The following is a 25,629-nucleotide window of genomic DNA, read 5'->3' as shown; positions in this document are numbered from 1 at the left end:
GTTCGCCCTCAGCGCCGGGCGCTGAGGCGCGAAAAGCTGGGTGCGCGGCACCGCCACCGCGGCGAGCTGGAGGGCCGTGAAGCGCTGACCGCCCAGGTGGCGAGCACCCCCGGCCCCCCGGCGGTAGGTGCACCTGCTCCTCAATCGGCCCGGTGCTCCTCCATGCGGTGCAGGTAGTCGCGCACCAACTCCTGGGCCTCGGTCTCGCCCACCACGCCGGCCATGATGAGTGTCCCGATGCCGTGGGCGAGGGACATGGCTTCGACGGCCGTCCTCCGCGCACCCTGCGCCGGTTCGGCGGCGCGTCCGAATTCGGCGGTGTCCATGGCGCCGGCTGGGCTCAGGACCTCGGCAAGGTGGTCGGCCAGCGCGCGCAGATGATTGCGATAAGCGGTGGCGCCGACGTCCGGCTGCGTGATCGCCAGGAGTTCGAGCGAGACGCCGACGCGATGGAACGCACGGCTGGCCTCGTCAGTGGGCAGGGCCTCGTCGAAGAACGCCTTGAGGGCGTCCCCGGGCCGGCTCGCGGACAGCTCCGCGGACCGTTCCCGCCATCGCCGGATGCTCTTGTCGGCGAGGCGATCCAGCGCCGCCGTCAGCAGTTGGGCCTTGTCCTTGCCGTAGTACTGGACCAGGCGCAGGGACACCCCGGCCTCGGCGGCCACCGCGCGCATGGTGACCGCATGCGCACCGTCCCTGCCGAGGATGCGTTCGACGGCGTCCAGGATCTCTTCGCGGCGTTCGGGTCGTGACACCGGACGATTATCTCCTACAGCCGGTGATACGTTCATGCCAGCCTGATACGTATGTATCAAGGGGGGTCGGGTGTCGTCCGCCGCGCCTCCCCGTTCCCGCGCCCTGTGGGCCGCCTGCAGCACGCGGTTGGATGCCGGTCGCCTCTGTCCCGGTCCGCGGAGCCCTGCGATGAGTGGGCACCGGCTGGGCCTCACCCCAGTACCCCTCGTGATGAGCATGTAGATCGCCCAACGCTGGCCGAGATCGACGTCCAGGCCACGCTCCAGGAGAAGCCGAGCGCGGCGATGGAGCCCTCCGTCATCCTCGGCGCGTGCAATCCCGGACTCACGCATGGCTCGCCCCCATGGCCGGATTCGCGGCAGCCAGCATCTTCGCCGCACAGATCACCAGCTTCCCCGTGGCGGGCGGCACCAGCGGCCGCGTCCTCGGGGCACGTTGGCCGCGTTGCTCCTGGGGCCTATGCCGGGGGTGCGGATCGAGGACGTGCACCGGACCGGGTCGGCGATGCGGAGCGTGGCGGGGCGTGGCGGCCACCCGTAGGGCGCCGCCGCGTGCCCGGTCCAGCTACCGCCGGTTTCCCCGCGCAACGGCTTGACTTGATCGGACTCGGTGTCGCCCCCTCGTGGCCTCGGTCCCCGGCTGGCGGGCGAGAGCGGGCTTGCAGCTTCGCGCGCTCGCTATGACCGCTCGGGTCCTCCGTCGAGCCCGGGGTGCGCGGTCGGCAGTAGGCGCAGGGCGGCTTGGCGAGCGTGGTCGAAGGGTTCGGTGCTGTGCCGCAGCGATGCGATCGCTGTGGCTCCTTCCAGCAGGAGGCGCCATTCCTCGGCCGCCTTCGCCGGGTGCCGGCATCCGGCGTCGGTTGCGATGCCTTCGAGGCAGCACCGGATGCCTTCCTTATGGTCGCTGATGATGGCGTGTCCGGGATGTTCGGGGGCGGTGAGCTCGATGGAGGCGTTGACGAAGCCGCAGCCGCGGAAATCGCCCGCCAGGACCCAGGACCGGTAGGCCTCGAACATCGCCCTCAGCCGTTCCTCGGCGGTCGCACACCCGGCGAGGTGCCCGTCGAACTCGGCCCACCACCGTTGATTCCGGGCGCGCAGGTGCGCTACCACCAACCCGTCCTTGGACCCGAAGTGGGCATAGAGGGTGACCTTCGTTACTCCGGACTGCTCGGCGATCGTATTGACCCCCGTCGCTCGGATGCCGCGCTCGTAGAACAGCGCGGAAGCGGTGGCCAGGATGCGATCCGCCGCCCCGGGACCTCCCTCGGCCCTTCGCTTCGGTGCTGCCACTGTCGCCTCCCGGAGCGCCGACTATACAAACCGGTATGTACAGTACTAGGAAGGAAGCTGCACCACCAACAGAAGGAGCTTCGTGACCACTCGCCCGCACGCTGTCGCTTTCGATGTGCTCGAAACCCTGCTGGACCTGGATCCGCTCCGCGCGCGGCTGGAGGAGATCGGCCAACCCGCCCAGCTGCTGCAGCCGTGGTTCATGCGCTTCCAGCGCGACTCGATGGCACTGGTCCTCGCCGGGGACTACGGGTCCTTCGAGGCGGTGGCACGGCAAGCGTTGCGCACCGACACCCACCACACCGCCACCGAGGCCGACATCGACCACGTACTCGACGGGTTCGGCCACCTGCCCCCGCACCCCGACGCCGAACCGGCGCTGCGGCGACTGTCCGGCGCCGGGCTGCGCGTCGGCTGCCTGACTGTCGGCAGCGCCGACAACACCGCGTGGTTTCTGGAACGAGCGGGCCTGGCACAGCACGTGGACCAGGTCGTCACTGCGGACAAGGCCGGTATCTGGAAGCCCGCGCCCTCGATCTACCGCGTCGCCGCCGGCGAACTCGCAACGACACCGGCCGACATGGCGCTGGTCGCCGTGCACGCCTGGGATTGCCACGGAGCCAAGCGCGCCGGCTGCACTACCGGTTGGTGCTCGCGGCTGGAAGGCCGCTACGGCGACGTCTTCACGGAGCCCGACGTCAGTGGTACCGACCTCGTCGAGGTCGCCGAAGGCCTACTGCAGCTCCCCTCCCGCTGAGGCCGGCCCTCGGCTTCGCCGATCACGCCGGCCAGGAGGAGGGGCCCGAGCCCGTGGGCGAGGGACATGGCTTCGACGGCCGTCGCGCCTAGGAGCGTGGCGACCAGCAGTCGCCCGGCGGCGGCCCGACCACTGTTCGGCGAATCGGGGCGTCCGGGGAATCGGGGGTCCACGTCGCGGCACGGGAGGATCCCACGAAACGCCTCGTCGCGTCCCCGTTGTGAGTCAGGGCGTCGCGGACGTGGCGGGGCCGCGAATGGCTCAGTGGGTGAGTCCCGGCGTCTCTTCCGCAAGCAGGCTGTGCACCGAGGTGCCCGGTCCGGCGTCGTGTTTGCGGGGCATGCTCTCTTCGTAGGCTTGGGCCTGCATCCGGAACAGTTCGGCGTACAGCCCGCCGCCCGCCATCAGGTGCTCGTGGTCGCCGTGCTCCACGACCCGGCCCTTGTCCAGCACATAGATCCGGTCGGCCATGCGCACCGAGGCGAGCCGGTGCGTGATCAGCAGGACCGTGCGGCCCTTGGCGTGCGCGTGCAGGCTCTCGAACAGCCGCTTCTCCGCACGCGCGTCCAAGGCGGCGGTGGGCTCGTCGGCGATCAGCAGGTCGGCGTCGCGGTACAGGCCGCGCGCCGAGGCGACCCGCTGCCACTGCCCGCCCGACAGATCCGCCCCGTCGGCGAACCGCTTGTCCAGGATCGTGTCCCACCCGCGCGCGAGGCCCGCGACGACCTCGTCGGCGCCGCTGAGGCGGGCGGCCTCCGCCAGCCGGGCGCCGTCGGCCTCGGCGGACATGGTGACGTTGCGCTGGGCCGACAGGGGCCACTGGGTGTACTCCTGGTTGACCAGTCCGATGCGTGCCCGCAGCGCGTCGGGGTCGATCTCGGCGATGTCGGTCCCGTTCCAGGTGATCGCGCCGGACTGCGGCGTGTAGAGGCCGGCGAGCAGCCGGGCCAGGGTCGATTTTCCGGAGCCGTTCTCCCCGACCAGCGCCACGACCTCGCCCCGGGTGATGTCGATGTCGACGCCGTCGAGCGCGGGCTCCTCCTCGCCCGGGTAGGCGAACACCACCGCGCGCGTCCGCACCTCGGAGAGCCGGGCGGGGTCCTGCGCCGTGGGCGCCTCGGGCAGCCGCCGCGCGGCCCCGCGGGAGAACTCCAGGAAGTCGGAGAAGTACAGCCCGGACTCATAGGTCGCCGACAGCGCGAACAGCAGCGTCGACAGCGACGACTGGGCGGTGCGGATCGCGAAGACCGCCGTCCCCGCCACGGCCAGCGGCATCGCCCCGACGATCAGCAGGCCGCCCAGCGCCGCGTACGTCACGGCCGTCGCCACGCCACCGGCCCCCTCTCCGAACAGGCGGGTCACCGTCTGCCTGCGCGCCACGGCCAGCATCGCCGCCCGCTCAATGTCGGAGATGCGGGTGTACTCCGCGAGCAGGAACGAGCGCATGGTGAACGCCCGCAGCTCCGCGGCGGAGTCGCGCGAGGCGAGCATGTCGCCCAGCGCCCACTTGCGGCGCCGCCCCGGGGTGAGGTCGCGGAGCCGCTCGTAGCGCATGCGCGCGGCCCGGGCCGCCGCCCACCCGTCGGGGATGACCGTGAGCGCCAGCAGCGGCAGCAGTAGCGGGTGCAGCACGGCCAGCACACCGGCCGCGGCGACGATGCTGACCATGCTGGTGAGGAAGTCGACAGCGGAGGAGATGACCTGGGCCGCCTCGTACTGGCCGCGGTCGCGCGCCCGGTACATCGTGTCGTTGAAATCCGCGTCGTCGAAGGAGTCCAGCCGGATCCTGCTCGTCAGGTCGAACAGGTGGAGTTCGGTGAGGCGCTCGACCTGCGGACGCAGGCGGGCCTGGGCCCAGCCCGCCCCGGCCTGGAGCAGCGCCCGCGCGGCGTAGGCGGCGGCGACCAGCGCCAGCGACGGCAGCGCCGCCAGCACGCGCTCCGGCGTCGGGCCCCCGGTGAACAAGGGCTCCAGCACGCCCGTGACGGCGAACAGGCCCACCGCGGTGAACACCCCGGCGGCCAGGTTCAGGCCGATGGTCGCCGCGGTGTCCCAGGGGGCGGCCCGCCACGCCCAGGTCCAGGCGAGCCCGATCAGGCGGGGCAGTCGGGTCGACATGTGCCAGAGCGAGGTCGCGCTGAGCTCGTCGAGGTAGGGCGAGACCTTCGACGTCGCCATCTGCTCCTGGGGGGCGTGGGCGGGTGGCGGAGCGGGTTTCCGCTTCCTGCGCGGCAGGCGCATGCGACTCCCATCAGGCGAAAGAGCGTGTGGTGGACTGCCACGACGACCGGCCGCCCCAGCCGCATTGGCGCAGCAAGGGTAACGGACAGGCGTTCGATCCTCCTCCGCCCACCGGTGCGCGGGCGCCACGGCGGGTAGGGCCCGGCCTCCCGCGGACCGGGCGGCGGCGACGCGGGGCGGTGGCCGGATCCGTGGCTCAGCGGGAGGCGTGCGCGGCCCGGTCGAGAAGGCGCCGCCACACCCCGTAGGAGTCCGCCTCCTCGGTGGGTCGCAGCCCCATGCGGTTGCAGTGCATGTGCAGCAGCGCCTCGACGATGGGGGTCCGCCCCTCCTGGAGTCCGCCCGTCCGCTCCAGCGCCGCCATCCGTCGGGTGAGCCGCTCCGCGGCCGGGTGCCACGTGGCGGTGGCCTGGTCGAGCAGTTCGCGGACCGGGCCGTCTTCGGCGCGGGCGGTCCACAGGACGCGCCCTGCCGTACGGTACAGGCCGCCGCCTGCGTTGCCGCCCCCCACGACGCGGGCGAGGGCGTGACGCGCCTCGGGGTCGGGGACCAGGGAGGCGCACAGCCGGTCGAGGGTGAGGGCGACCAGCGCGGTGCGTTCCTCGGACGCCTCCAGGCCGAGGTCCGGGAGACCCGGAAGACCGGTCGGAGAGCCGCGGAGGCGCCCGAGGAGCCGGACGACGGCCGCGCTGTCCTCCCGGAACCATTCCTCGGCCGCGTCGATCAGCCCGGGGCCGCCGTACCGCTCGACCTCGCGCTGGTAGCCGACGAAGGTGTGGTCCGCGATGTGCCCGCCATTGGCGAGGTCGTACGCCCAGGCGGTCACCTCGCGCAGGACGTCCCCTCGCGCGTCCTTCTCGGGCACGAAGAACCGCACCCGCAGGTGAGGGGCTGGATCGCCGTAGCGCAGGAAGAACGGAGCGGACACGCCGTACTCCTCGGACAGCCGCGCGATGAGTCCGGCCAGGCCCACACCCAGCAACGTGTCGTGCGCGTCCGGCTCTGCGTAGAGCTTCACGGCCAGCCAGTCGCTGCCGATCCGCTTGGACCGTTCCGCGGCATCGGTGGTGTCCCGGACCGGACGGGGTTGGATGCGCCGGGCCACGCGGCCCGGGTCCTCGCTGGTCCGTACGAGGGGCACCACGATCTCGGAGGCGTACGGTTCGCCGTCGGTATCCCGCAGGAAGCCCTCGTCGGGCGCTGGCAGGACCTCTTCCAGGGTGATCCCGTCAGCCGGAGCCTGTTCCAGGCTGTCGTGCAGCTCGCGCAGGGAAGGGGCGCTGGTGAGGTCGAGCAGCAAGGTGTTGTCGTTGGCGATGATGTTGACCAGGCGGGGGACCATCCACTTCCTGGCCCAGGCGCCGACGGCGTCGGCGAACGCTGCCGACCCGGCTCCGTCCCCGTCGCCGCCGGGGGCCGGGGTGAGCTCGCCAGGTCGCAGCCGCCAGCGCGCCCGGCGCAACACCAGGTTGCCCCGCTCGACACGGGGCAGGAACGGCATGCTCCAGCCCAGGCTTTCCCAACTGAACCAGGAGACCGTGCCCGAGAGGGCCTGGGAGACCTCCAGCAGGAACCGGCAGGGGTCGGGCGCACCGGCCCAGTTGAGCATCGTGCGGTCGGTGACGTGCAGCCGCCGGCCCAGCGTGCGGCTGCGCAGGTAGAGCATTCCGTCGGCCACGCCGACGAGGACGTCGTCGAGCCGGATCACATGCTCCTCGTCCCGGCCGGGCGTGACGTTGACCGGGAGTTCCCACGTGTGCGCGACGGGACGGATCGTGACGTTGATGGACCGGGCGTCCTGGGGCAGGGAGGACAGCTCGGCGCAGACGGCGTCGCCCTGGCGCTGCTCCTCCGCGGCGGCGAGCCCGTGCAGCGATGCCCGGGTCCCGTCGTCGAGAAGATCGTGGAAGCGGGCGAAGGTCCGACCGCCCATCACTACCCCGGCTGTGCTGCAGATGCCGCGCCAGTGAGCACGGCCCGGGCCCGGTGCCTGAAGGGCGAGGTGCAGATCGAGCGCGGGCATCGGCGGCCGGTGGTCGTTCTCGGCGGCCGAGACCTCGGAGAGTTCGTCGAGCAGCCGGTCGTCGAGCTGGACGCTCAGCTCCCGGCGGGCTAGGGCCCCGGCCGCCATCCGGTTCAGCACGGCTTCCCGAGTCGGCCCGTCCGGCAGCTCCGACCGGTCCGCGGGCGACGGGACGACACCGGGCAGCGGGTACGCCTGCCCCGGGGAGATGTACCTGCGCGGCGGGCCGAGGCCGGTCTCCGGGGTCAGTGCCTCCAGCAAGGGGATCTCGGAGCCGTGCCCGTACCGCGCGGAGAACGCGTCGGCGTACTCCTTGAGATGCGTCGGGTAGCGGTCTTCCGCTCCCACCCGCAGGAACAGGTGGGCGGCCTCTTCGGCCAGGTCGGCCACCGGCCGGGGAAGGACCAGCGGCGCGTCCAGGTTCAGTGTCGAGTCGATCTGGAGGAGGGGGCCCGAGTGGCCGGCGATGCTGTCGGGCATCGGTGCGCTCGCCGCCCCGAGCAGTTCCGGTACCGGGAGCTCACCCCGGTTGAACGCGCTGATCGCGGCCTCGACGTCGTCGATCGCCCGCGCGACGGCGGGGTCGGTGACCGGCGGCAGCATCGAACACAGCAGGGAGTCGTCGCGGTCCGTGCCGCCGGTCGGCGGGACCAGCATTCGGGGGCGGTCGGCGGTGATGAGGATGTCGCTGTCGAAAAGGCCGTCGAGGAGGGCCGCGATACGCTCAGCGCCGGCGTTCGGATAAGCCTCGGTCAGCACGGCGGCGAGGTCGCCGAACGTCGTCGGAGTACGGGTGTGGTCGAGCACGGTCCGCACCGGCGAGGTGAGCTGCACGCTGACGGAACGTCGGCCCTTGGGAGCGGTTCGCCCCCCGCCGCCGTGCGGGGCCGCGGCCCCGTCGTTGATTCCGTACCCCTCGGCGGTGGACAGCCACACCCGGCCGCGGGCCACATGGAGCAGGTCGTTGCGCCGCAATCGCAGGTCGCGGGGGCGCTCGGCGCCGAAGGCGAGCCGCTTCACCAGGTGCATAACCCACCCGGAGTCCGCACGCGCGCGGGCGGTTCCGAGGGCGGAATGCCCGAGCCGGGTGCTCTGCTCCTCGCCGAACACGCCGGCGGTCACGCCCGCGAAGAGGCCGAACGGTGTCGAACGGAAACTCATCCGGTTCAGGTAGCGGCTGAGGCCGCGGACGGCCTTCCGCCGGCTCCGGCCGGTGAGGCCGTCGAAGCGCTCCACGGCGTCGGTCAGATGAGGCGAGGCGGCCCGCACGGCGTCCGGTACGCCCGGGGTCCGCCACAGCTTGAGGAGCTGGTCCGCGTAGGAGTCCTGCCAGGCGTCGCCGCGCGCGGCGTCTCCGTGCACGACGTCTCGCACGGTGGCGCCGTCCGCCACGGGAAGCGATCTGAGCAGTTCGAGCATCGGGCGCGCCGGCAGGGCCGGCGCCCTCAGCATGAAGAACCCGCTGGCCTTGTAGGTTTCGGTGGCCTTCTCGCTCATTGCTCCCCCACGCCTCGGTCGCCCCCGATTGCCGCCTCGGTCCCGCCCGGTTCGTCCCCGCACGGCGGCCTGGGAGTCAGGAACAGCAGTTCGTCCCACTCGGCCGCCGCCTCGGACACGGTGCCGAGAAGGGCGAGCAGGACGCCGGCAGCACCGGTCAGCAGCCCGGGACTGTGCTCCCGCCCTCCCCATGGGTCGTAGTCGGGAAAGAGGTAGGGGTGGTCCGGGTGCGCGTACGAGCACATCCGCGACAGGAACTCGTCGTGCATGCGCCGCAGTTCCGGCACGCCCGTCTGGGTGGCGGCGCGGCCGTAGATGGTCAGCAGCCCGGCCAGACCGTGGCACAGCGTCGGTGAGTTGATGCGCTGGTACTCGGCAGGGGTGTGGTCGATACCGAGGAGCGTTGCAATCGCGAGGTCGGTCGGCTCCGGGTCCCCGCAGGCCGCCGAGGCCGACAGCAGGGACGCGGCGACACCGGGCGCGCCGTAGCACCACGCGCTTCTGGCGGGTACCTGCGGAGCATCGGTGTCGGGGCGCCCGGAGTCCGGGTGGGGCAGTAGGAGGTTGGGCCACGCCGGATAGTGCAGGCCGTCGATGCGCAGCGCTCCGAGCGTCCGGGAGAGGGCGCGGACTCCCTGTCGTACCCGGTGCGGCCGTGCGTCTCCGGCCGCGTGGCCGGCGTCGGGGCGGCAGAGGGCCGCGAGGATCCCCGGCGGCCCGTGGGCGAAGCCCAGGTTGTACACGCCGTCGGGGAACCGGTTCACGTATCCCGGAAGCGGTGTCGGCTGTCCGTCGGGGCCCGGAATGCTGGGGAAGTGGGAGGGCGCGCAGAACCACCTGAGCCTGCCGCCGTCGTCCTGGGTCAGTTCCACCAGGTAGTCGGCGAGGCGGTCTGCGGCCTCCCCGGTCGCGTCCGTCGCGCGCCCGCCGAGGACGCCGGCCGCCTTGCGGAGCGCTGCGAGCCAGCCTGCCGCGCCCCCCATAACGTCGTAATCGTGGGAGGCGACGCTTCCCGCGGTGGTGTGGAGTGTGATCGCCAGCGTCTGCCGGGCGAGCCGGTCGGCCATCGTGGCCAGCGTCGGGAGGTAGCGCGGCTCAAGACGGGCGTACTCGGTCACCGTCCAGACGACACCGGCGGCGCCGAGGTACAGACCTGGTGCGAGCAAGGGCGCGGCGGCACTCGCCTCGGCGGTGCGCTTCAGGAGGAGCCGGCCCTGTTTGAAGTAGCTGTCGTCGTCGAAGACTTCGGCGGCGTACCGGAGGGCGAGCGCGATGCCGGGGGCACCGTCGGCGAGGTCCGTCTTCGCTGCGGCGCCGCCGGCCGGTTCCGCGAGCCGGTCGGCCAGTTCGCGAGCCAGCCGCAGGACCTCGTCGTCGGTCACCTTCTCCACGGAACGAGACTCCATGGTTGCGTCGTTCCCTCTCTCGGCCATTTCGGTGAACGACCGTACGGAGGGCTCGGAGAACCCCTGTACACGGCCCCCCAGGGCCCTCCGCGCGGCTCGCTATGGATGTGCTCGCATCACAGGCGCGACTGTCAGCAGCATGTGCTGAGTGTGTCGGTGCAGAGCGATGTGCGCGACGTTTCGCAACCGCCGTTGTTCGTGGCAGCGGCGGAACTGGTCGAAACCGTCGTGTGATCGATGCGCAGGTCCAGGGAGAATTCGTCTTCCAGCAGTTCTTCGCTCACCGTGTCTCCTCTGATAAGGGGCTGTACGGAAATCTCCGGGTACCCGTCAAAATGCCGGATTACTCAGAAACTGCATGGAAGGTAGCTGAGCGCTATGAGTAGCGTCAACACATGCGCCACACGGACTTGAGCGACCGAAGCATCGGGGAACGCCCTGGCGCGCAAGAAAAGGATCGCCGGGTCGGTGCTCACGCTGGTCACGCGGCCCTCAAGCCCTGGCAGGGGGCAGCACGTGCCGGCGGGCCGCCCCCGATCGGCCTTCTGGATTCCCGGTCTCCTCTCCTGCGGCGGTTGGGGCGGGGCTGTGGCCGGACCGGGCGCGACCACCGACCGCGGGGGGACGTCTCGTTGGCATAGCCCGTTCGGCCGGAGTTGGAGCGGGGGCCGCCGCGCCGCTCGCCCCCAGGCGAGCCGCCGCCACGATCGGCGTCGCCGTTCCGGTTGCCGCGGGGCGGGCGGACCCGGCCGCGCAGCGGCTCCTGAAAGCCACCACTGTCGCCACCGCGGCCACCGCCGGTCGGTCCGCGCCCTCCGCTGCCGCCGGTCGGCATCGGCCAGCAGGGCGCGCACCAGCGCGTTGGCCACGTCGGCGAGGAACCCGACGTGCACCTCGAAAAAGGAACGGAAAAGGCGAGGGAGGGCAAGGGCAAGGGGTGCGCCGACTTCTCCTTTCGTGAAACGGATACCGAAACCAGGGGATGTGTGATGGCCGCGCCCCTGCCCCGTCGGGTGTGGGAGTGAAAACCCACTCACTTATAGATGCATAATTCAGACTCCAAAAGCGTCCACCCGCTCATCGGATTTCCTGCTCACCAGCGCGTGGGCGAGGCGTGTGCGGGCGTTGGTCCGCCTGCGTCGGGCGGTCGTATACCCCAACCCCAACTCGCGGGCGACCGCGGTGAGCTGGTGGCCTTAAGAGCGGCGCAGCACGGAAAACGGCGTGGAACTCACCAGAATCGACATTCCCTCGCGTTGTCGGGAGCCACCAGTGATACACAAGACCGTTAGTCAAAACTGAGCATGGTCTTCGCGCATCCGGGTGTGAAGATCCTGCTCACTTTTGGCGAAGACCCGGCGAATGAGAGGCGCCGGTTGCTCTTTCTCGGCGCAGCCGACTGGGGGAGTTGCAGTGGCGGGTGTGCGTAAGCGTGCGTACGCATGCTTCAAGGTCAATTTCGGCACGGGTGGACGCTCTGCGGGGATGAAATCTGCATATATAAGTAGGACGTGTTTTCGGTCGCCGCCGGCACCGACCCATGAGCCCACGTGATCCGTACCGGCCCGCACCCGCGTTGAAGCTGCTGTCGCCGGGGGCGGGCGTGCAGTCCAGCACCCTGCTGCTGCTCGCCGCCCGGTCAGCCGGGCGCCACCGCCCGCGCCACGGCACTGGAGGGGACGGCCTACCTCCACCGTGACCGCATCCCGCTCGACCAGGTGGATCTGGGCATCGAGACCGGGCCCGAACCCGACGGGTGCTCGCCCTGGGCTTGCCATGGCAGTGAGAAGGAGGACCCGGCGCATGCAGGGAAGCTGCCGGACTTCCCTATGCCGAAGGCTCCCACAAGGCAGTGCGCGGATTCCAGGTCCCAGCGGCGGTCCCGTCCAGCAGTGGGTCGAGGAAGGGCGCTGCTATTGCCTGGGCCCCGTCCAGGGTGGTTGTCGGCAGGAGCGCCACGGCGCGGCGGGCTTCGGCGGCGAAGCCGCGTTCCCACAGTTGGCGGTCGGGCACCGTGAACCGTGGGGGAAGCGTGAGGCCCCGGCGTTGGGCCTCGGATCGCAGGGCGTCGAGTTGGATGTCGGCGGTGACGCCTTGGCTGCCGATGACGGAGAGCATGTCGAGGAGATCCTTGAAGCGGGTGGAGGGGCGCTGCTCCGACCAGTCCCCGAGATCGAGAGTGGCGGCTCGCCGGAGGTCGTGTTCTGCCTGGCCGCGGTCACCGGGCCGGTAGACGTCGATGTCCACGGTGCGGCGGACGGCGAGTTCGCGGGCGAGGAGCGCTGTGGCTCCTTTGACGATCCATCCGCTGTCGAGGTGGTAGAGCCGTGCGAGTAGGCGGTCGTAGGCGAACTGGCGCTGCAGTTCGGCCAGCGGCCACGGGCCGTTGGGTTTGGCTGCTGCGCGCAGGCGCTCGGTCAGTGCGCGGCGGTCGCGGTGACCTCACGCGAGAGCCCTCCGTCGACACCCAGCGCGAAGCCGTCGATGGTGTCGGGAACGTACCGCTGGTACGGCCCCGAGCGTCGCGCGGAGCGCGGTAGGCCAGCGTCCACGCTGGACTCCCAGTGGGCTTCCTCCCACCTTGCCATCAGCGGTTTTTCCTTTCATGGGACTGTCCTCTATTCAAGGATAGTGGTCTTAGTTTTGATGGGTATGTGATCTGTTCAAGGATTTCCGTGAGTCCGTCCCATCGCGCGACGCCATGCGGAGTGCGGAGGAGTCGTGCCGGTGAGCCGTCGCAGCCGAGTCAACGCGCCGCGTGACATCAGCTGGCAAGGCTGTGCGAAGTTCCGGGAGCAAGCGGATCCGGATCAGAGGAGTCCGCTCAGGAGGAGGCGCTGCATAAGCCTGTGGTGCCTCGCCCGTGTGTGCTACGTGTCGCGGAGCGAGTCCAGGAGCTTTCCGGTGTCGCTCACCCGCCAGAACCGCCAGCCGTTGGTGTTGGCGTTGCGTGCCGGGTTGTAGTGAGTGACGACCGCGATGGCGGCCGCGCTGGGTTTGGCGAACTCCTCGCCGTTCCACGGGGCGGACTCGATCGTCACCGTGTGGGTGTTCGGGTCATACGTTCCCTCGACGCGGACCTGTCTGTAGACGGCGTGCACCGAGATGCGGCCATGCTCTCGGGGCTTCGGCTCGGGCCTCCGGTCGAGGAGGCGGGCAACCACCTCTCCTGCGGATATCCCTTCCCACGTGGCGATTGCGGAGAGCCTCGCATAGGTATCGCGACTGACTTCGATGCTCGTCATGGCCAGACTCTAGCATGAGGAGAACTTATAGTCGCAATAGTGCTTCGAAGTTGAGTCGCTACCGCCCGGTTCGGTACCTACGGCCCCACACGTGGGTTCGGGGACGCTTGCACTCACCGCCGGCGCAGGTGCGCTTCAGCGAGCCACTCCATCAGGTGGTGACGCGGCGCTGAGCCCCGCCCGATCGAACCGGGCGATGAGGCTGGGTTTGCGTCGATGCTCCTTGCGGAGTCGGGACAATCGCTGCGCGAACTCGTCGGTCTGGCCGACACGCTCGGCGACCTCCCGCAGACCATCGAGGAGATCGACGGCTGCGTCGTAGTCGCTCTGCCTGCGGGTGTGGATCAGTGCGTCGACGCGCTCCCAGGCTGCCTCGTGGTCGCGGGCCAAGGCGTCGAGTCGCTTCTCGCGGGCCAGCGCCTGTTCGTGTACGCGGCGGGCTTCCTCTTCGGCGTGGGCGGCTTCGGCGTGCCGTCGGCGCTCCTGACGGGTGGTTGCGGCGGCATCCAGCAGTTCGGCCACCGAGCGGCGGGGACGGGCGCCGTCGCGGAGGCTGCCGGGCTCGCCGCGGAATCGCCGCAGCAACTCCATCCCAACCCGTGCACCGTGGCCTTGGGCGGTGTGGACCAGGAGCGTCTCCTTTTCCCTAGTGGGCAGGCCGCTGATCCACCGGGCCAGTTCGCGCCGGTCGGCTCCGCTCGCCGTCAGAGGTGGGCTGGCCTGGGCGGCGATCGCGAGAAGGGCGGGGTCAAGGCGAAGGAAATCGGCAAGGGCCCGCTGCGGCGTCGTGAGGTTGCCCAGACCGGCGGGCACCGGCGGTTCGCCTTCGTCCTCCTCCTCGTCGTAGTCGAAGGCGACCTCGTCGCGTTCCCACGTGCCGGAGCCGGCCAGCCAGGCCAGGTAGAGCGGCCGCAGGTCGCCGGCGGCGAGTTCGGCGCGGACACCCACGATGGCCGACAGGGACACCTCGGTCTCCGGATCCCAGTCCTCTTCTTCGGCTTCGCTGGTCAGATCGAGGATGAGGTGTTCCGTAGTGGTCCAGGCGTCCACGTAGGGGTCGATGCGGTACGGCTCGACGGTCTCGGGTTCGAGGAGGGCGAGGGGAAGGCGCAGCATGACCCGGTGGGTGCCCCAGTTGGCGAGGTAGAGGTGGGCGTCGTAGTAGCGCTGCATCAGGGTGTGCGGGTCGCCGCGGAAGTCGCCCCAGTGGTACTCGTTGGTGAAGCTCGTGGGGGTAATCCGGGCCCGTGTGGACACGGCGCGGACCTCGGCCTGTTGCCGCTCGTCCAGGGGCAGGTCGACGGCCAGGAATTCGTAGCACTGGTATTCGCTCATCGTCGCCGCGCTTTCACCGGGCCCAGTTCCGGTAGGCCTCGACCCATTCTGCGCCGGCCGGGGCCGGAGTGGGCAGCGGCAGGTCGAGGATGCCGATCGCCTGGCGGTGCTTGCCGCGGGTGCAGATCGCCACGATGTCGCTACCGGGTACCAGGTCGATCTTCGCGACGGTCACCTCGACACCGAAGACGGTGGTCTGGAACGGGACGGCGAGGTTGTCCTCGATCGCAGTTTGGAGGGCCGTGAACTGCTTGTCCTCGCCGTAGGCGTCGACGACGGCCTGCTCCACCAACTTTTCGAGTTCGGCTTTGCCCGGTTTCACCACAGCGGCACCTTACCGGCGCAGTGGGAGAAAACGCTGTCCGTTGAGGGAAACGGTAGAGCAGGGCCCTTCCTCTCTTGCGGTGGTGTGTCGTCCCGGCGGCGACTCTCCGGGCTCGGCGGTGCTGGTTTCGTGCCGATCGAGGGCGGGGTCGTCGAGATCCCGTCAGCCGGTCCAGGAGCGCAGGGCGGTACGGGCGAAGGCGGGGCCGTGGGGGAGGGCGCGCAGGTGCCAAAACGCCCCGGCGGTTTCGGTGGCGCCGATGCGGTTCAGGATGTCGGTGCGACGCGGTGGTGGTGGGCGAGTACGAGCGGGCGTTCGCTGGCGGTCAGTTCGAGGAGGTCGTGGCCAAGTTGGCGGGATGCGGGGTGCGGGTGTGGTTGGAGCTTCCCCCTGAGTAGTGGACATCTCCGACAATGGAAACCAAGGAGGAGTCCACCCACATGGCCATGAAGCACTACCCGGCCGAGTTCAAAGCCGACGCCGTCGCGCTCTACCGGTCGAGGCCCGGCGCCACCTTCGCCGAGATCGCCGACGAACTCGGCGTCAACCGCGAGACGCTGCGCAACTGGATCCGCATCGACGACGGACGCCGCTCGGGAGCGTCCGCGCCCGCCCAACCCCGCCCGGCAGCCGATGCGCCCGCGGGCGAGGGGCTGGTGGACCTGTCCGATCCGGAGCATGCGGTGTTGATGCGGGTGCTGGGGGCGCAGTCGCAGCGGGAGGTGCTGGCGGCGATGCGGGCCCAGACGTGTGAGCAGGGGCGGTATCTGGGCGGGCGGCCGCCGTATGGGTACCGGCTGGTGGATGCGGGACCGCATCCCAATAAGGCGCATGCCAAGTGGGGGCGGCGTCTGCAGCGGTTGGACGTAGATCCGGTGTGTGCGGTCCATGTGCGGTGGATATTCGCCGAGCGGCTGGCGGGGCGGAGCCTGGCGGGGATCGCGCGGCGGCTCAACGAGCGGGGCGTGCCGTGTCCTTCGGGTGCGGACCGGGAGCGCAATTCGCACCGGCCGGGTCAGGCGTGGATGGTTCCGACGGTGGCGGCGATCCTGGCCAACCCTCGCTATACCGGCCGCCAGGTCTGGCAGCGCTCGGGCGCGTGCTCGCCGGATAGCGGGGCGGGGCGCCCCGGCCGGGAGGAGTGGGCGGTGTCGAAGGAGGCGGCGCATCCGGCGCTGGTGAGCGAGGGGGAGTTCGTGGCGGCCCAGGCGGTGCGAAAGGCTCGTCCGACCAAGGACGGCAGCGCGCGCGAGTACGTGTTCGCGGGGCTGCTGGTGTGTGGGGTCTGCGGTCGGCGGATGGATGCGCACTGGATCAACGGGCGGGCGGGGTATCGGTGCCGCCACGGATACAGCAGTTCCCGGCCGCGCGGCGTCGTCCGGAAGAAGAGCCTGTACGTGCGCGAGGACCGTCTCCTGGAGGCTATTGCCCTCGGCCTTCCCGGGCGCGACCCGCTCGGTATCGCCCGGTATTTGCGCGCGAACGAGCTGGCGGTCGTGTGTGACACGGCGACGTGGGAGGTTGTCGGGGCCGAACACGCGAAAGGCCCGTCCCAAAGCGACCTCGTCGAGGCGCCCGAGCCGGGCCAGTACCCGCTTATGGGGTAATTCTGTGTCCGAGGGGGGAGTTGAACCAATCTCCTATGGCCCCTCGGCTCGCTCGGCCTTCTCCACCGCGCGGGTCCGCCTGACCACCCAGCTGGATCTGGCGGGGCGGTGACCTGGTGTGAATTCTTCCCGCTGGTCGCGCTGGACAACCATTCTCGCCGTGTTCATGCTGGCCGTGATCGCCGCGGTGGTCAGCTACAGCCACATGTACGAACTGGCCCAGCGCCACGGCGAACCCGCCTGGCGCGCGGCCCTGTTCCCCCTATCGGTTGACGGGATGATCGTCGCGTCGTCGATGGCGCTGCTGGCCGACGCCCGGCACGGCCGGCGCGGCGGCCTGCTGCCGTGGACCCTGCTCATCCTCGGCAGCGTCGCGTCGCTTGCGGCCAACATCGCAGTGGCAGATCCGACGCTGTGGTCGCGGGTGATCCACGCCTGGCCGAGCTTCGCCCTGATGGGTGCCTATGAGCTGCTCATGCGCGAGTTCCGCATCGACGCCCGCGGCGTACGCAATGCGAACGCACACGATGAGCAAGCGATACGCACTGCCGAGCCCAAACCAGCAGAGTCGGAGACGCCTGTTCAGGCCGAGGGCGAAGGCGTCCCCGCATCCGACGTCGAGGGCCATCCTCGCCTGCACGTGGTGGAGGCGACCGACCAGCACGGGTCGACGATCGCCACGGAGATCGCTCGCCCTTCAGACGCGATACCGAGGATCCAAGTCGAAGCGTGGCACTGGGCCCTGGCCAACCGCCGCGAGGACGGCTCCCTCCCTACCGGCCGCGAGATCGCGGCCCACTTCGATCACAAAGACCGTTGGGGCCGGTTGATCAAGCAGTGGGGACAGCAAGGGCGCTTCGATGACGTTGTGTCCGCGCTCGCGCTGTAAGGGGCCGGTAGTGGCTTCGGGGACGCGTTTGCGGACGGGGGTCTTTTGTCGGTTTCTCGTAAAGTGAAAGAGTTGTGCCTATAGGGTCGGCGAAGGCGCAGTTCATTCAGTGTGCTCCCCGCGCACGCGGGGAGGGTCCCTCGTGATCTCCCGCAACTACGCGCAGGTGGGTGTGCCCCCGCGCATGCGGGGATGGTCCCACCACAGCAACCCACATCGCCGAGCCGATTGGCAGCGTTGCCGCCGCGCGGCGACTGGGACCCACTCCGCCGCGGCGGCGTCCGGAAAAATATCGGTGACAAGCTGCGAGATCAGTTCCGCTCTCTCATCCCATCAACTCTCCTCGAACCCGGACTGGTCGAACTTGAGAGTCCGCGCGTTCTCCGACACTGTCCGCGTTTTGGTTTCATCGAAACCACTAGGATTAGTGGCTTCGATCTCGACACGGACGACTAGATCAGTGCCCGGAGCGGCGGAGAGATGAGCAAGCACCTCATCTGCGATCTTCTTGAAATCGAGCGCGTACCGCTCCTCACTCAGTTGCTTACTGCCGAAGAATCTGGTCCTCTGCGGGGGCCGCCGGGTTGGGGAGGTGCCACCGCTCGCCTCGCTCGCGTTCTGGCCGGCGACCGAGTGAGCGGAATCGCCTGCACCAGTATCATCTGGTGTTCTCTCGTCCGACTCACCGGCCGGTTCCGTCGCGGACTCCGCATCGCGCTGCGCCTCGGCCACTTCGGGTCTGACGATGAGTAGGTCGTTGTTCACGGTGACATGCGACGCGATGTTGCCGCCGCCTTCCGGCAGCACGAGCCCCTGGTAGCGCTGTTCGGCTTCGTCATAGCCCTGGGCCAGCGCGAAGCCGTCCGTCTCCCACAGCAAGGGCTGCTCGACCAATCCTGTGTTCAGCACAGTCTGATCGCGCAGGCGCGGCATGTAGGCATACGAAGCGTAAACCTTCCACAGGTCGCCGACGCGCACGTGACCCTGTTCCCAAAGCTTCGGAACGCGATTGAGCGCGAGGCGGATGGCCGCCGCCGCCTGCTGGGTGTTCAGAGCGCCGTCGTTGCCGAGGCGCTTGGACACCCGATCCGCGAGCGACGGCGTCTGACCTTCCACCTTGGTCGCGCTGACGATAAATGGCGCGCTGGGCTCGGGCGCCGAAGGGACGAGTGCCCACTGGTAGGTGTTCAGCAGCCTGCTGTCGACCGTGCTGTCGGCGGTCGACCGCCTCTCCTCGGCCTGGTTGCGTTGATTCTGGGTGAGGTCAAGGTCATGTGAGGAGAGGACCGTGTTCCAGGCCAGATACTCACGGACCGCGGTCTGCAGTTCTGCCATTCGATCGGTATCGCCGGCAAGGAAGACGACCATATTGCGGTATCCGCGGTGGGCCGATCCTTTATTCTCTGTTGCCTTGTGTGCGAATTCCAGCGCGGTGGATTCGCTTTCCTTGCGGCTGTGCGACAGCCGGGGGTGGATGATCACCAGGCGGGCTTCATCCGTATCCGGAATATCGGAGTTCTCCGTGGGGCAGACGTGAACACCAGCGAAGCTGCCGCGGTTACGGGGCTGACTACCGAGTCGGCGGACGATCTCCGCCCACACGTCCTCCGGGTGCATGCGCTCGGCCTGATCTCTGGCACGCCGGGTGATGTTGGCCTGGAGGTCGTACCAGTACTTGCCCTGCCCGGAGTAGAAATAGGTCGCCCGGTCTCCGAGCTGGGTCAGCGCCGAGTGGAAATTGCCGGGGACATCGCCGGGGGCCGCCGTGCCCAGGAACACCCGCTGGGTCTCGATCCCCTTGTGCGCCGAGCCGATCGTCGGCACCGAGCCGAAGAACACCGCCCGCGCCAGCCGCTTGGTCAGCGATCGCTGACCGAACAGCGACTTCTCCTTGTCGATCTTCGCGGGTTCGGAGTTGGGACCGTCGACGTCCGCGTCGATGATCGCCTTCCACGAGTCCTGCAGGTACTGCGTCAGCTCGGAGTTGACGGCGGCAACGCCGAGCGGAATCGACCCAGGCATGATCAACGGCGAGGAGTCCTCGCCGACCCACAACGCGTGAATGACCGTATTCATCAACCGAAGCACGCCGCGGGTTCGCTGGAAGCGTTCCAAGCTCGACCAGTCCTCGTAAAGCCGGTCGAAGAGCTCCGGATGGATCGGGTAGGTGAGCTTGATCCGCTCCCCGTACGCTGGATCGCGGGTCTCGCTCGGGAAGTCGTGCGAGTACTTGCTGTACATGTCCCCGAACGCGCCCGCCGTGGCGCGGATCGCCGCCAACGCTTCCGAGTCCGCCTCGACGAACAGACGCTGTCGGACGATCCGGTACGCCTCGTCGGAGGATGCCGGTCGCCACTGGTCGGCTACTCGGCGCACGACATTCTGCAACCGCTTCAGGGCTCGCAGCCCGTTCTCGCCGCCGACTTCCTCATCACTGCCGGCCACGGCTTCGGAGTCGTCCCCGGCCTCCGAGGCGGGGATGGAGATGGCGGCCAGCACGCCGCTGGTGCCCTTGGCCGCCTCGGTCAGCGACTGCGCGAAGGTGAACTGGTCGTCGAACGTACCTCCGACCAGGTCGTCGCGGCCCAGCAGACTGCGGGCGTAGGCGACCCATTCGTCGATCAGGATCACTGCGGGCGCATAGCGTTCCAGCACTGTGTGCAGGGCTTTACCCGGAGGTGTCGACGTGCGGTCGGCCTCCGCGACGATCGCGTAGCCTTCGGCGCCGCCTAGCTGCCAGGCCAGTTCTCCCCAGACCGTATTGACTCTGGTGCCGTCCGGCTTGTCCTCTCCGGACGGGCTGAAGTGGTTGCCGACGATGGCCACCCGCTGGACGGTTTCCGGCGCCTCGTAGCCACTGGCGATGAGCAGCTCCTGGAGTTCCTGCGGGTAGTCGCCGAGCGGTGTGGCGCCTGCGAGGTGCCACAGGGAGAGCATGGAGTGGGTCTTGCCGCCACCGAAGTTGGTCTGCAGGTTGATCACCGGGGACGCGTTGTCGTCGCCGGAGAGTCGCCGCGCCGCGCGGTCGATCAGGTCGCGCAGCCCTTCGGTGAGGTAGGTGCGGTTAAAGAACTCGACCGGGTCGGCGTAATCCTTGCCCTGGTCGTCGGCTCCGGCCGCCACCTTGTAGAGGTTCGCGGCGAACTCCGAGGCGTGGAAGTTTCCGGTCGCCACGTCCTCGTGCGGGCGCAGTACCTCTCGCCACGGGCGCAGCCCGGCGGACTCGGGGTTGCTGACAGCGGTCTTCAGGGTGCGCTTGTCATCCTTGTCAGCGGTCACCCGGCGCAGATTCAGCCGGATCGACTTGACTTTGTCGGCCTCCTGAGGGGCGTGAACCAGTCGAAGCAGCCGTTCTGCGGTGTCCAGCGCCCGGTAGGCGTCGTCATCGCTGAAGGAACCGTTGTGCGCCCAGGTGTTGCGGTACTCCCGCAGTTCGCTGGCGAAGGACTCGCCGGTGCGTCCCAGCGGCGCGCTGAACGGGTACCAGTCCTGCTTGGCACTGGTCGTGATGGCCTTCTCGGTCAGCATCCGCAACTGCACCTGCGGGTCGAGCGGGTCGTAGGTCTTGCCAGAGATGCCCTTCTTGGCGTCCCGCGCCTCGACCAACTTCACCCATTCCGCCCCGGCTGACGTGTTCTCTCCGATCGCCGTGGAGATGAAGTCGTCCAGCGCCGGGGCGAGCACCTCGAACATCTGCCCTACGCGCTCACGGTTGCTGAGTGCCACGTCAGTCCACCTCTCCTAGAGAGACCACTCGGTGATGAGAGCCTCGACCAGCTTGCGCTGCCGCTGATCGAGCACGTCCGGCGTCCAGGTCTGGGCAGCCAGAACCTGCGTGGTGAGCGCGAAGGTCGCGACTCCCTGATTCCCCCCGAAGTAGGATGATTTCTTCTTGTCGAAGTCGTAGTTTTGCGCAGCGGAATTCTTCCGTCGATTCAGCAGCACGAGATTGGCCAACCGGTGCGTCCAGAAAGCTCGCTGGTCCTCTGTAAAGTCCGACATCCAAACGCTGTGGGACGGCGGACTCTGTGGCAGAACATGTTCGACGGTGATTATCTTGTGTTGGTAGGCGACACCCGGTTCCCCAGCCAGGGTCTCGTCCAGCCGGAGCAGGAGGTATTTCCGAATCCGCTTGATTGTATAGATCTCGCCGTTCAGCACTGCTCGGGCTTCGGTCTTCTCAGCGTCGCCCAGCTCGAAGGCCGGCGCGTCCAGCCCGTCCCCCTGGTCGAGCTCTTTGAGTAGCTCGGCGTAGCGGTTGGCCCGCGGAGTCGCGTAGACCCGGCGGACCAGCATGTTCGCGGCCAGCCGTTCAAGCTTGCCCAGGAACACCTCGACGAAGGCCGGGTCGTTGCCGTGGTTTCGCAGTGCCCACAGAGCGGGCGGGTGCCAGTCGTTGTTGTCGAGCTCCCCGAGCCGTCGCAGCCAGGTATTGATCTTCTCGTCGATGTCGGTGCCGGACCCATATGCCTGGTTGACGAGCTGCTCGTACGAACGCGCGTACGGCAAGAGCACCTCGTCCATGAACTCTTTGGCGCGTTTCGGCAGGTACGCATTGAGGACTTGAAGTGGGAATTCCATGAGCAGCTCGCGCTGTACGCGCACCTTGGCGAAGATCATCCGGATGTGCGAGAAGAGGTCGGCGAACCCGTCGCGGCCGAGATCCTGTTCGGCGTCCTCCCACCGGTCAGCGTAGTCGGATTTGTCCTTGTCGGACATCTCCCCGATCACCCGCGCCTTGAAGATGTCGGCTGGAGACAGGTCCATGCCGCGAGCGTTCATGACACTGAAAATGCGGTGGGCGCTGGCGAGGTCCGGCGTGCTGACAACGACCATGTAGGTACGTGTGGCGGTCATACGGAGGAGTTTGCTCCGCTCCTCGTTCGACCACTTGTTCAAGCGGTTGCAAAACGCCTGCGCGTTGTCGCGGATAGCGTGTTGAGAGTCGGTTTCCAACGCCTGGTCAGGCAGGTCACAGAGCGCGGCGATGTGCCCCGGCTGCTGGACCTGTTTCTCGAAAAAGCCGGAATCCCTCTTACGCAATGTCAAGCGCGGCTTGGCTTCGATCCCGGTAACCAGATCACCGGGCTCGATGAGCCGTCGCGCGATATCGTTCCTAAGCGCTGGATCGTCGGTCAGATCGCGCAAGACCGCGAGTAGGATTGTCAGCGTCGTGAGGCGCTGCTGACCGTCGATCACCTCGGCATACGGGCGTCCCTTCTCCTGGACCAGGACCATTGAGCCCAGGAAGTACGGTTCATCGTGATCCCTATCGATCGCGTCTTCAAGATCGTCCAGCAGTTGCAGCGCCTCTTCGGTACCCCAGGCATACGGACGCTGGTAGTCGGGGATCGTGAAGTCGAAGTCGCTGGAGAAAATCTTTCCTAGGGGGAACTCTCCCGCTTCGAGCTGTTTCACGAGTCGGCCTCCTCATCGAAGTCGAGTGCGCCCTGTACGGTGGGCGGCTGGGTCGGGGCCTGGCGGGCGGCGTCGAGTACCTCCGGCCAACTGGTGACGAGGTTGTTGAAGGCGAGTGCGTCCTTGGTCCACTTGTTGCCCTCGGCAACGCGGAAGAGAAGGTGCGCGAGTTCCTTGATCAGGTCGCTGTCGAGGGCGTCGTCGTCCCGGTTGAGGGAGGCACCGAGGAACTGACCGGCGGGGCCGATGCCTGCGGTCTCAAGGATCCTGATCAGGTGGTGCAGCACTTCCCAGGAACTGGTGTGCTGGTCGGTGAGGGTGTCGTAGTCGGTGGGCAGGTCGGCCGGTTTGATCAACTGCACCTTGCCTGCGCGGCTGGTGAGGATGCCGTCGCGGTCCATGGTGTCCACGCTGGTGTTGCGGGCGCGGGCGACGTTGTCGGCGTCGCCGAACTTGCCGGTTTCGTAGCCGTGCTGGCGGTACCAGGCGATGGCGAACCGGGTGGCGCTGTCAAAGTCGCCCTCTTGCTCGTTGAGGACCTGGTCGAGGATCTCGTTGATGCGTGCGAGAGCGCTGCGGACTGCCATGGGCGTGCCGTCCGGTTCGATGACCTTGGCATAGCGGCTGAACACTGCCATGCCGGGGCCGATCGCTGCTTGGGGAAGGTCGACGGGTGCGATTTGACCTTGTTGGAGCTTACGAAGGGCGTCCGGAAGTTCGGATTCGAGGGCGCCAATGAAGCCTCGACGATCGGTCGTGTGGGCGGCTTCTGGACGGGGGCGAAGCGAGAGGACGATGGCGGAAGCGAGGGCGTTGGTACCAACTGAGATCATCCGGCCACCACGCTCGCTTCGGTTTGGCCAGGTCGAAGTGATCTCCCAGCCGGAACGGATCATCCCGTCCAGCAGGGTCTCCCATCCAGTGGATGCCTCGCCATCACCGTCCGCTTCAGACTGTTTGAACGCGTAGTAGACCGAAATCGGGAAGTCGTTCAACGCCGACTGGCGCGCTCTGGCGAAGACCGAGCGAAAACCCTCTTCAAAAAACTTCTTCGCACCATATTTACCATTATTACGGTAGGGATTGGCGACAAGTTCTTCCACCTTGGGAACGAGCATTGTCGAGAGCAGGTCGGGGTGGATATCGCGGAGTGAACGCCGAAGCCACACATAGAAGAAGTCTGACAAGTCGGAATACCCGATATTGTCGTAGTAGGGAGGGTCAGTACTGATAAGATATCCACTTAGGCTGCGGGTCCCAATATCAGCCTGCTCAGCTTGTCCAGGATTCTTCGGCCGCAATCCCTCTAACGCCTTCGCCATGGTCGTTGTGGCGACCGATAGATCGCCTGCTGCCCCCGCAAAGGGAGAAGTCTCAACGAAGTCCCACGCCATCGGGATTGCCTGTCTCGAAAATAGGTTCCTTGCTTGGTCACGGCTACTCGACCAGGTTACGATAGAGTTGCTGAGATCTGTTGTTCTACTCACTCCCAGGCCGAGATATGTCGCGACGGCATCACCATAGGCGGGGGTTCCGCCGTGCTTGACGACTTGTTCTCGTGCCTCGGAAACGAGGTCACTAAATGTGGTCAATGTGACAAGTTGCCTGTTGGTAAATAGATGCGAGAACCGCGTCAAGCCGTAGGCAGGCGGAGAAAACCAACGAGGATTGTCAGCGATCTCACCGTCGACTGAGTTATCCGGTGCAACAACATCGGCGGCCTGAGCTTGCGCATTGGTAGGAGCGAGGTAAACGCGTTGCCTTTTCCCTTCCGACACGACTGCTATGAGTTGCTGCCCTCGACGTCCGGCTTCTCCGTCCGCGCGCAACAATGTTACTGGCGCGAATCCTTGACACGCGACGCACACCGCGCCCTTGCGGCCTGAAACTGTACCCTCGTTGTCCTTCGTTGGCGCCTTTGCGGGTTCACGTCCGATCTCGTACTTAACCCGCTGCCCACTCGGATGTGTCGGGTCCGGCACTACCGAGGGGATGACGTACGCTTCCTTGCCCTTCTTCTTACCCAGCCACCAGGAGCGAACCAAGGGCATTTCGATGCCGCAAGCCGGGTTGGGACAGGTAACTGTGCGAGCCCAGATCCAGGCGATGACGGTGGCCTTCGAGCCGTCGGGCAGCGTGGCCTTCGGGTACAAGTGACCAATTCGCTTCTCAGCTTCATCACGCATCCAGGTACCGTAGGCTCGAACGTCGGCAGCTAGTCCTTCGGCGCCCTTCCACTCGCGAATCTGCGAGCTGGCCAATCCAGGAAAAATGGGAGGTTGGTCCCGGAATTTAGGCGGGATCTCGATGAGCGCCTTGTTGATGAGAACAGCGACCGGGTTTAGGTCAGAGGCATGCGCTTCGAGTCCGAGCCGCTGTGCCTCCAACGGAATAGTCCCGCCGCCGGCGAACGGGTCCAGGATCCGCGGCGGGTTGCCGTCGGTGGAGGCGAGAATCTCGGCACGGGCTTCCGCGAGCACCTTCTCGTCACGGATATTCTCCCACTGGACGAGACGTTCGATGATGCCGTGCAGCCGCTCCCGCTCCTTACGCTGAGCGTCCTCGCCGGGGAACCTCTCCGGATGCGCGGAGGGGTCGTCCACCAACTGCGCGAAGAGTACCGCCCGTGCAGTCGCCAGCGGCCGCCGTGCCCACCAAAGGTGCAGCGTAGAAGGATGCCCGTGCCGGATCGACTTCTCCCGCGCCGACTCCTTGTTGATCGCCTCCAGTGGCAACGCCACCTCGATCAGCTTCCGCTTCTGCACCACAGCCCTCGCTCTTTCCACCTCATGGGCTGAAGCCCGATCGACACACGGACCGTCTCGCCCGACCGGGCTA

18 protein-coding genes are annotated in these 25,629 nt (G+C 68.0%); 4 read left to right on the top strand and 14 right to left on the bottom strand.

Annotated features, from left to right (window positions below; all coding sequences use genetic code 11):
* Positions 1 to 140: 140 nt before the first annotated feature.
* Positions 141 to 755, bottom strand: coding sequence for a TetR/AcrR family transcriptional regulator (locus RM446_RS00700; RefSeq protein ID WP_311543043.1), 615 nt, complete (start codon positions 753 to 755; stop codon positions 141 to 143).
* A gap of 51 nt (positions 756 to 806) precedes the next feature.
* Here RM446_RS00700 and RM446_RS00695 point away from each other — a divergent pair, with 51 nt between their 5' ends.
* A complete protein-coding gene (locus RM446_RS00695; RefSeq protein WP_311543042.1) occupies positions 807 to 1,439 on the top strand; it encodes a DUF302 domain-containing protein in 633 nt (210 codons plus the stop codon).
* On the opposite strand, the gene RM446_RS00690 is transcribed toward RM446_RS00695, so the two are convergent.
* Positions 1,434 to 2,048: a TetR/AcrR family transcriptional regulator gene (locus tag RM446_RS00690; protein WP_311543041.1), complete on the bottom strand. Its 615-nt coding sequence runs from the start codon at positions 2,046 to 2,048 to the stop codon at positions 1,434 to 1,436. The two genes, RM446_RS00695 and RM446_RS00690, sit on opposite strands and share 6 nt — an antisense overlap.
* Before the next feature lie 82 nt (positions 2,049 to 2,130).
* Here RM446_RS00690 and RM446_RS00685 point away from each other — a divergent pair, with 82 nt between their 5' ends.
* Complete coding sequence (locus tag RM446_RS00685) at positions 2,131 to 2,805, top strand: haloacid dehalogenase type II (RefSeq protein WP_311543040.1); 675 nt, start codon at positions 2,131 to 2,133, stop codon at positions 2,803 to 2,805.
* Between the two features lie 261 nt (positions 2,806 to 3,066).
* Here the strand turns inward: RM446_RS00685 and RM446_RS00680 are convergent, their stop codons facing one another.
* From RM446_RS00680 to RM446_RS00640, 9 genes are all read right to left on the bottom strand, one after another.
* Complete coding sequence (locus tag RM446_RS00680) at positions 3,067 to 4,983, bottom strand: ABC transporter ATP-binding protein (RefSeq protein WP_311543039.1); 1,917 nt, start codon at positions 4,981 to 4,983, stop codon at positions 3,067 to 3,069.
* 259 nt (positions 4,984 to 5,242) lie between these two features.
* On the bottom strand, positions 5,243 to 8,566 hold the full coding sequence (locus RM446_RS00675) for a lantibiotic dehydratase (RefSeq protein WP_311543038.1): 3,324 nt from the start codon (positions 8,564 to 8,566) through the stop codon (positions 5,243 to 5,245).
* Positions 8,563 to 9,972: a lanthionine synthetase C family protein gene (locus RM446_RS00670; RefSeq protein WP_311543037.1), complete on the bottom strand. Its 1,410-nt coding sequence runs from the start codon at positions 9,970 to 9,972 to the stop codon at positions 8,563 to 8,565. Before RM446_RS00670 ends, RM446_RS00675 begins: the two co-directional genes overlap by 4 nt.
* Before the next feature lie 131 nt (positions 9,973 to 10,103).
* Positions 10,104 to 10,256: a hypothetical protein gene (locus RM446_RS00665; RefSeq protein WP_311543036.1), complete on the bottom strand. Its 153-nt coding sequence runs from the start codon at positions 10,254 to 10,256 to the stop codon at positions 10,104 to 10,106.
* 1,543 nt (positions 10,257 to 11,799) lie between these two features.
* The gene (locus tag RM446_RS00660; protein WP_311543035.1) at positions 11,800 to 12,219 is read right to left on the bottom strand and encodes a hypothetical protein; all 420 of its coding nucleotides are present in this window, start codon (positions 12,217 to 12,219) and stop codon (positions 11,800 to 11,802) included.
* A gap of 170 nt (positions 12,220 to 12,389) precedes the next feature.
* Positions 12,390 to 12,560: a hypothetical protein gene (locus tag RM446_RS00655; RefSeq protein ID WP_311543034.1), complete on the bottom strand. Its 171-nt coding sequence runs from the start codon at positions 12,558 to 12,560 to the stop codon at positions 12,390 to 12,392.
* 282 nt (positions 12,561 to 12,842) lie between these two features.
* Positions 12,843 to 13,217 carry a hypothetical protein gene (locus RM446_RS00650; protein WP_311543033.1) on the bottom strand — a complete coding sequence of 125 codons (375 nt, stop codon included), beginning with the start codon at positions 13,215 to 13,217 and terminating at the stop codon, positions 12,843 to 12,845.
* A 135-nt stretch (positions 13,218 to 13,352) separates the two neighbouring features.
* The gene (locus tag RM446_RS00645; RefSeq protein ID WP_311543032.1) at positions 13,353 to 14,552 is read right to left on the bottom strand and encodes a hypothetical protein; all 1,200 of its coding nucleotides are present in this window, start codon (positions 14,550 to 14,552) and stop codon (positions 13,353 to 13,355) included.
* 13 nt (positions 14,553 to 14,565) lie between these two features.
* Positions 14,566 to 14,874 (bottom strand): hypothetical protein, encoded by a 309-nt coding sequence (locus tag RM446_RS00640; RefSeq protein ID WP_311543031.1) that lies wholly within the window; start codon positions 14,872 to 14,874, stop codon positions 14,566 to 14,568.
* A 416-nt stretch (positions 14,875 to 15,290) separates the two neighbouring features.
* On the opposite strand from RM446_RS00640, the gene RM446_RS00630 reads away from it, so the two are divergent.
* Together RM446_RS00630 and RM446_RS00625 are read left to right on the top strand one after the other, a co-directional pair.
* Positions 15,291 to 16,484: a recombinase family protein gene (locus tag RM446_RS00630; protein ID WP_398694236.1), complete on the top strand. Its 1,194-nt coding sequence runs from the start codon at positions 15,291 to 15,293 to the stop codon at positions 16,482 to 16,484.
* A gap of 166 nt (positions 16,485 to 16,650) precedes the next feature.
* On the top strand, positions 16,651 to 17,373 hold the full coding sequence (locus RM446_RS00625; protein ID WP_398694271.1) for a DUF2637 domain-containing protein: 723 nt from the start codon (positions 16,651 to 16,653) through the stop codon (positions 17,371 to 17,373).
* A gap of 333 nt (positions 17,374 to 17,706) precedes the next feature.
* Here the strand turns inward: RM446_RS00625 and RM446_RS00620 are convergent, their stop codons facing one another.
* The 3 genes from RM446_RS00620 to RM446_RS00610 are packed head-to-tail and all read right to left on the bottom strand — an operon-like array spanning position 17,707 to position 25,559.
* On the bottom strand, positions 17,707 to 21,099 hold the full coding sequence (locus tag RM446_RS00620; protein ID WP_311543029.1) for a Swt1 family HEPN domain-containing protein: 3,393 nt from the start codon (positions 21,097 to 21,099) through the stop codon (positions 17,707 to 17,709).
* Positions 21,100 to 21,114: 15 nt separating this feature from the next.
* A complete protein-coding gene (locus RM446_RS00615) occupies positions 21,115 to 22,791 on the bottom strand; it encodes a DUF262 domain-containing protein (RefSeq protein ID WP_311543028.1) in 1,677 nt (558 codons plus the stop codon).
* Positions 22,788 to 25,559, bottom strand: coding sequence for a DUF1156 domain-containing protein (locus RM446_RS00610; RefSeq protein ID WP_311543027.1), 2,772 nt, complete (start codon positions 25,557 to 25,559; stop codon positions 22,788 to 22,790). The genes RM446_RS00615 and RM446_RS00610 overlap by 4 nt, the downstream gene beginning before the upstream one ends.
* Positions 25,560 to 25,629: the final 70 nt, after the last annotated feature.

The organism is Streptomonospora wellingtoniae (genome assembly GCF_031845375.1).
In the GTDB taxonomy this organism is placed as follows: domain Bacteria; phylum Actinomycetota; class Actinomycetes; order Streptosporangiales; family Streptosporangiaceae; genus Streptomonospora; species Streptomonospora wellingtoniae.
This window is presented reverse-complemented; position numbering and strand designations above follow the sequence as displayed.

What these genes read in the sequence shown, in the direction of transcription:
- RM446_RS00695 (WP_311543042.1), top strand. Translation starts at nt 807, where the DNA reads ATGTATCAAGGGGGGTCGGGTGTCGTCCGCCGCGCCTCCCCGTTCCCG.
- RM446_RS00680 (WP_311543039.1), bottom strand. Translation starts at nt 4,983, where the DNA reads ATGGCGACGTCGAAGGTCTCGCCCTACCTCGACGAGCTCAGCGCGACC.
- RM446_RS00630 (WP_398694236.1), top strand. Translation starts at nt 15,291, where the DNA reads ATGGAAACCAAGGAGGAGTCCACCCACATGGCCATGAAGCACTACCCG.
- RM446_RS00650 (WP_311543033.1), bottom strand. Translation starts at nt 13,217, where the DNA reads ATGACGAGCATCGAAGTCAGTCGCGATACCTATGCGAGGCTCTCCGCA.
- RM446_RS00625 (WP_398694271.1), top strand. Translation starts at nt 16,651, where the DNA reads ATGCTGGCCGTGATCGCCGCGGTGGTCAGCTACAGCCACATGTACGAA.
- RM446_RS00655 (WP_311543034.1), bottom strand. Translation starts at nt 12,560, where the DNA reads ATGGCAAGGTGGGAGGAAGCCCACTGGGAGTCCAGCGTGGACGCTGGC.
- RM446_RS00675 (WP_311543038.1), bottom strand. Translation starts at nt 8,566, where the DNA reads ATGAGCGAGAAGGCCACCGAAACCTACAAGGCCAGCGGGTTCTTCATG.
- RM446_RS00670 (WP_311543037.1), bottom strand. Translation starts at nt 9,972, where the DNA reads ATGGAGTCTCGTTCCGTGGAGAAGGTGACCGACGACGAGGTCCTGCGG.
- RM446_RS00645 (WP_311543032.1), bottom strand. Translation starts at nt 14,552, where the DNA reads ATGAGCGAATACCAGTGCTACGAATTCCTGGCCGTCGACCTGCCCCTG.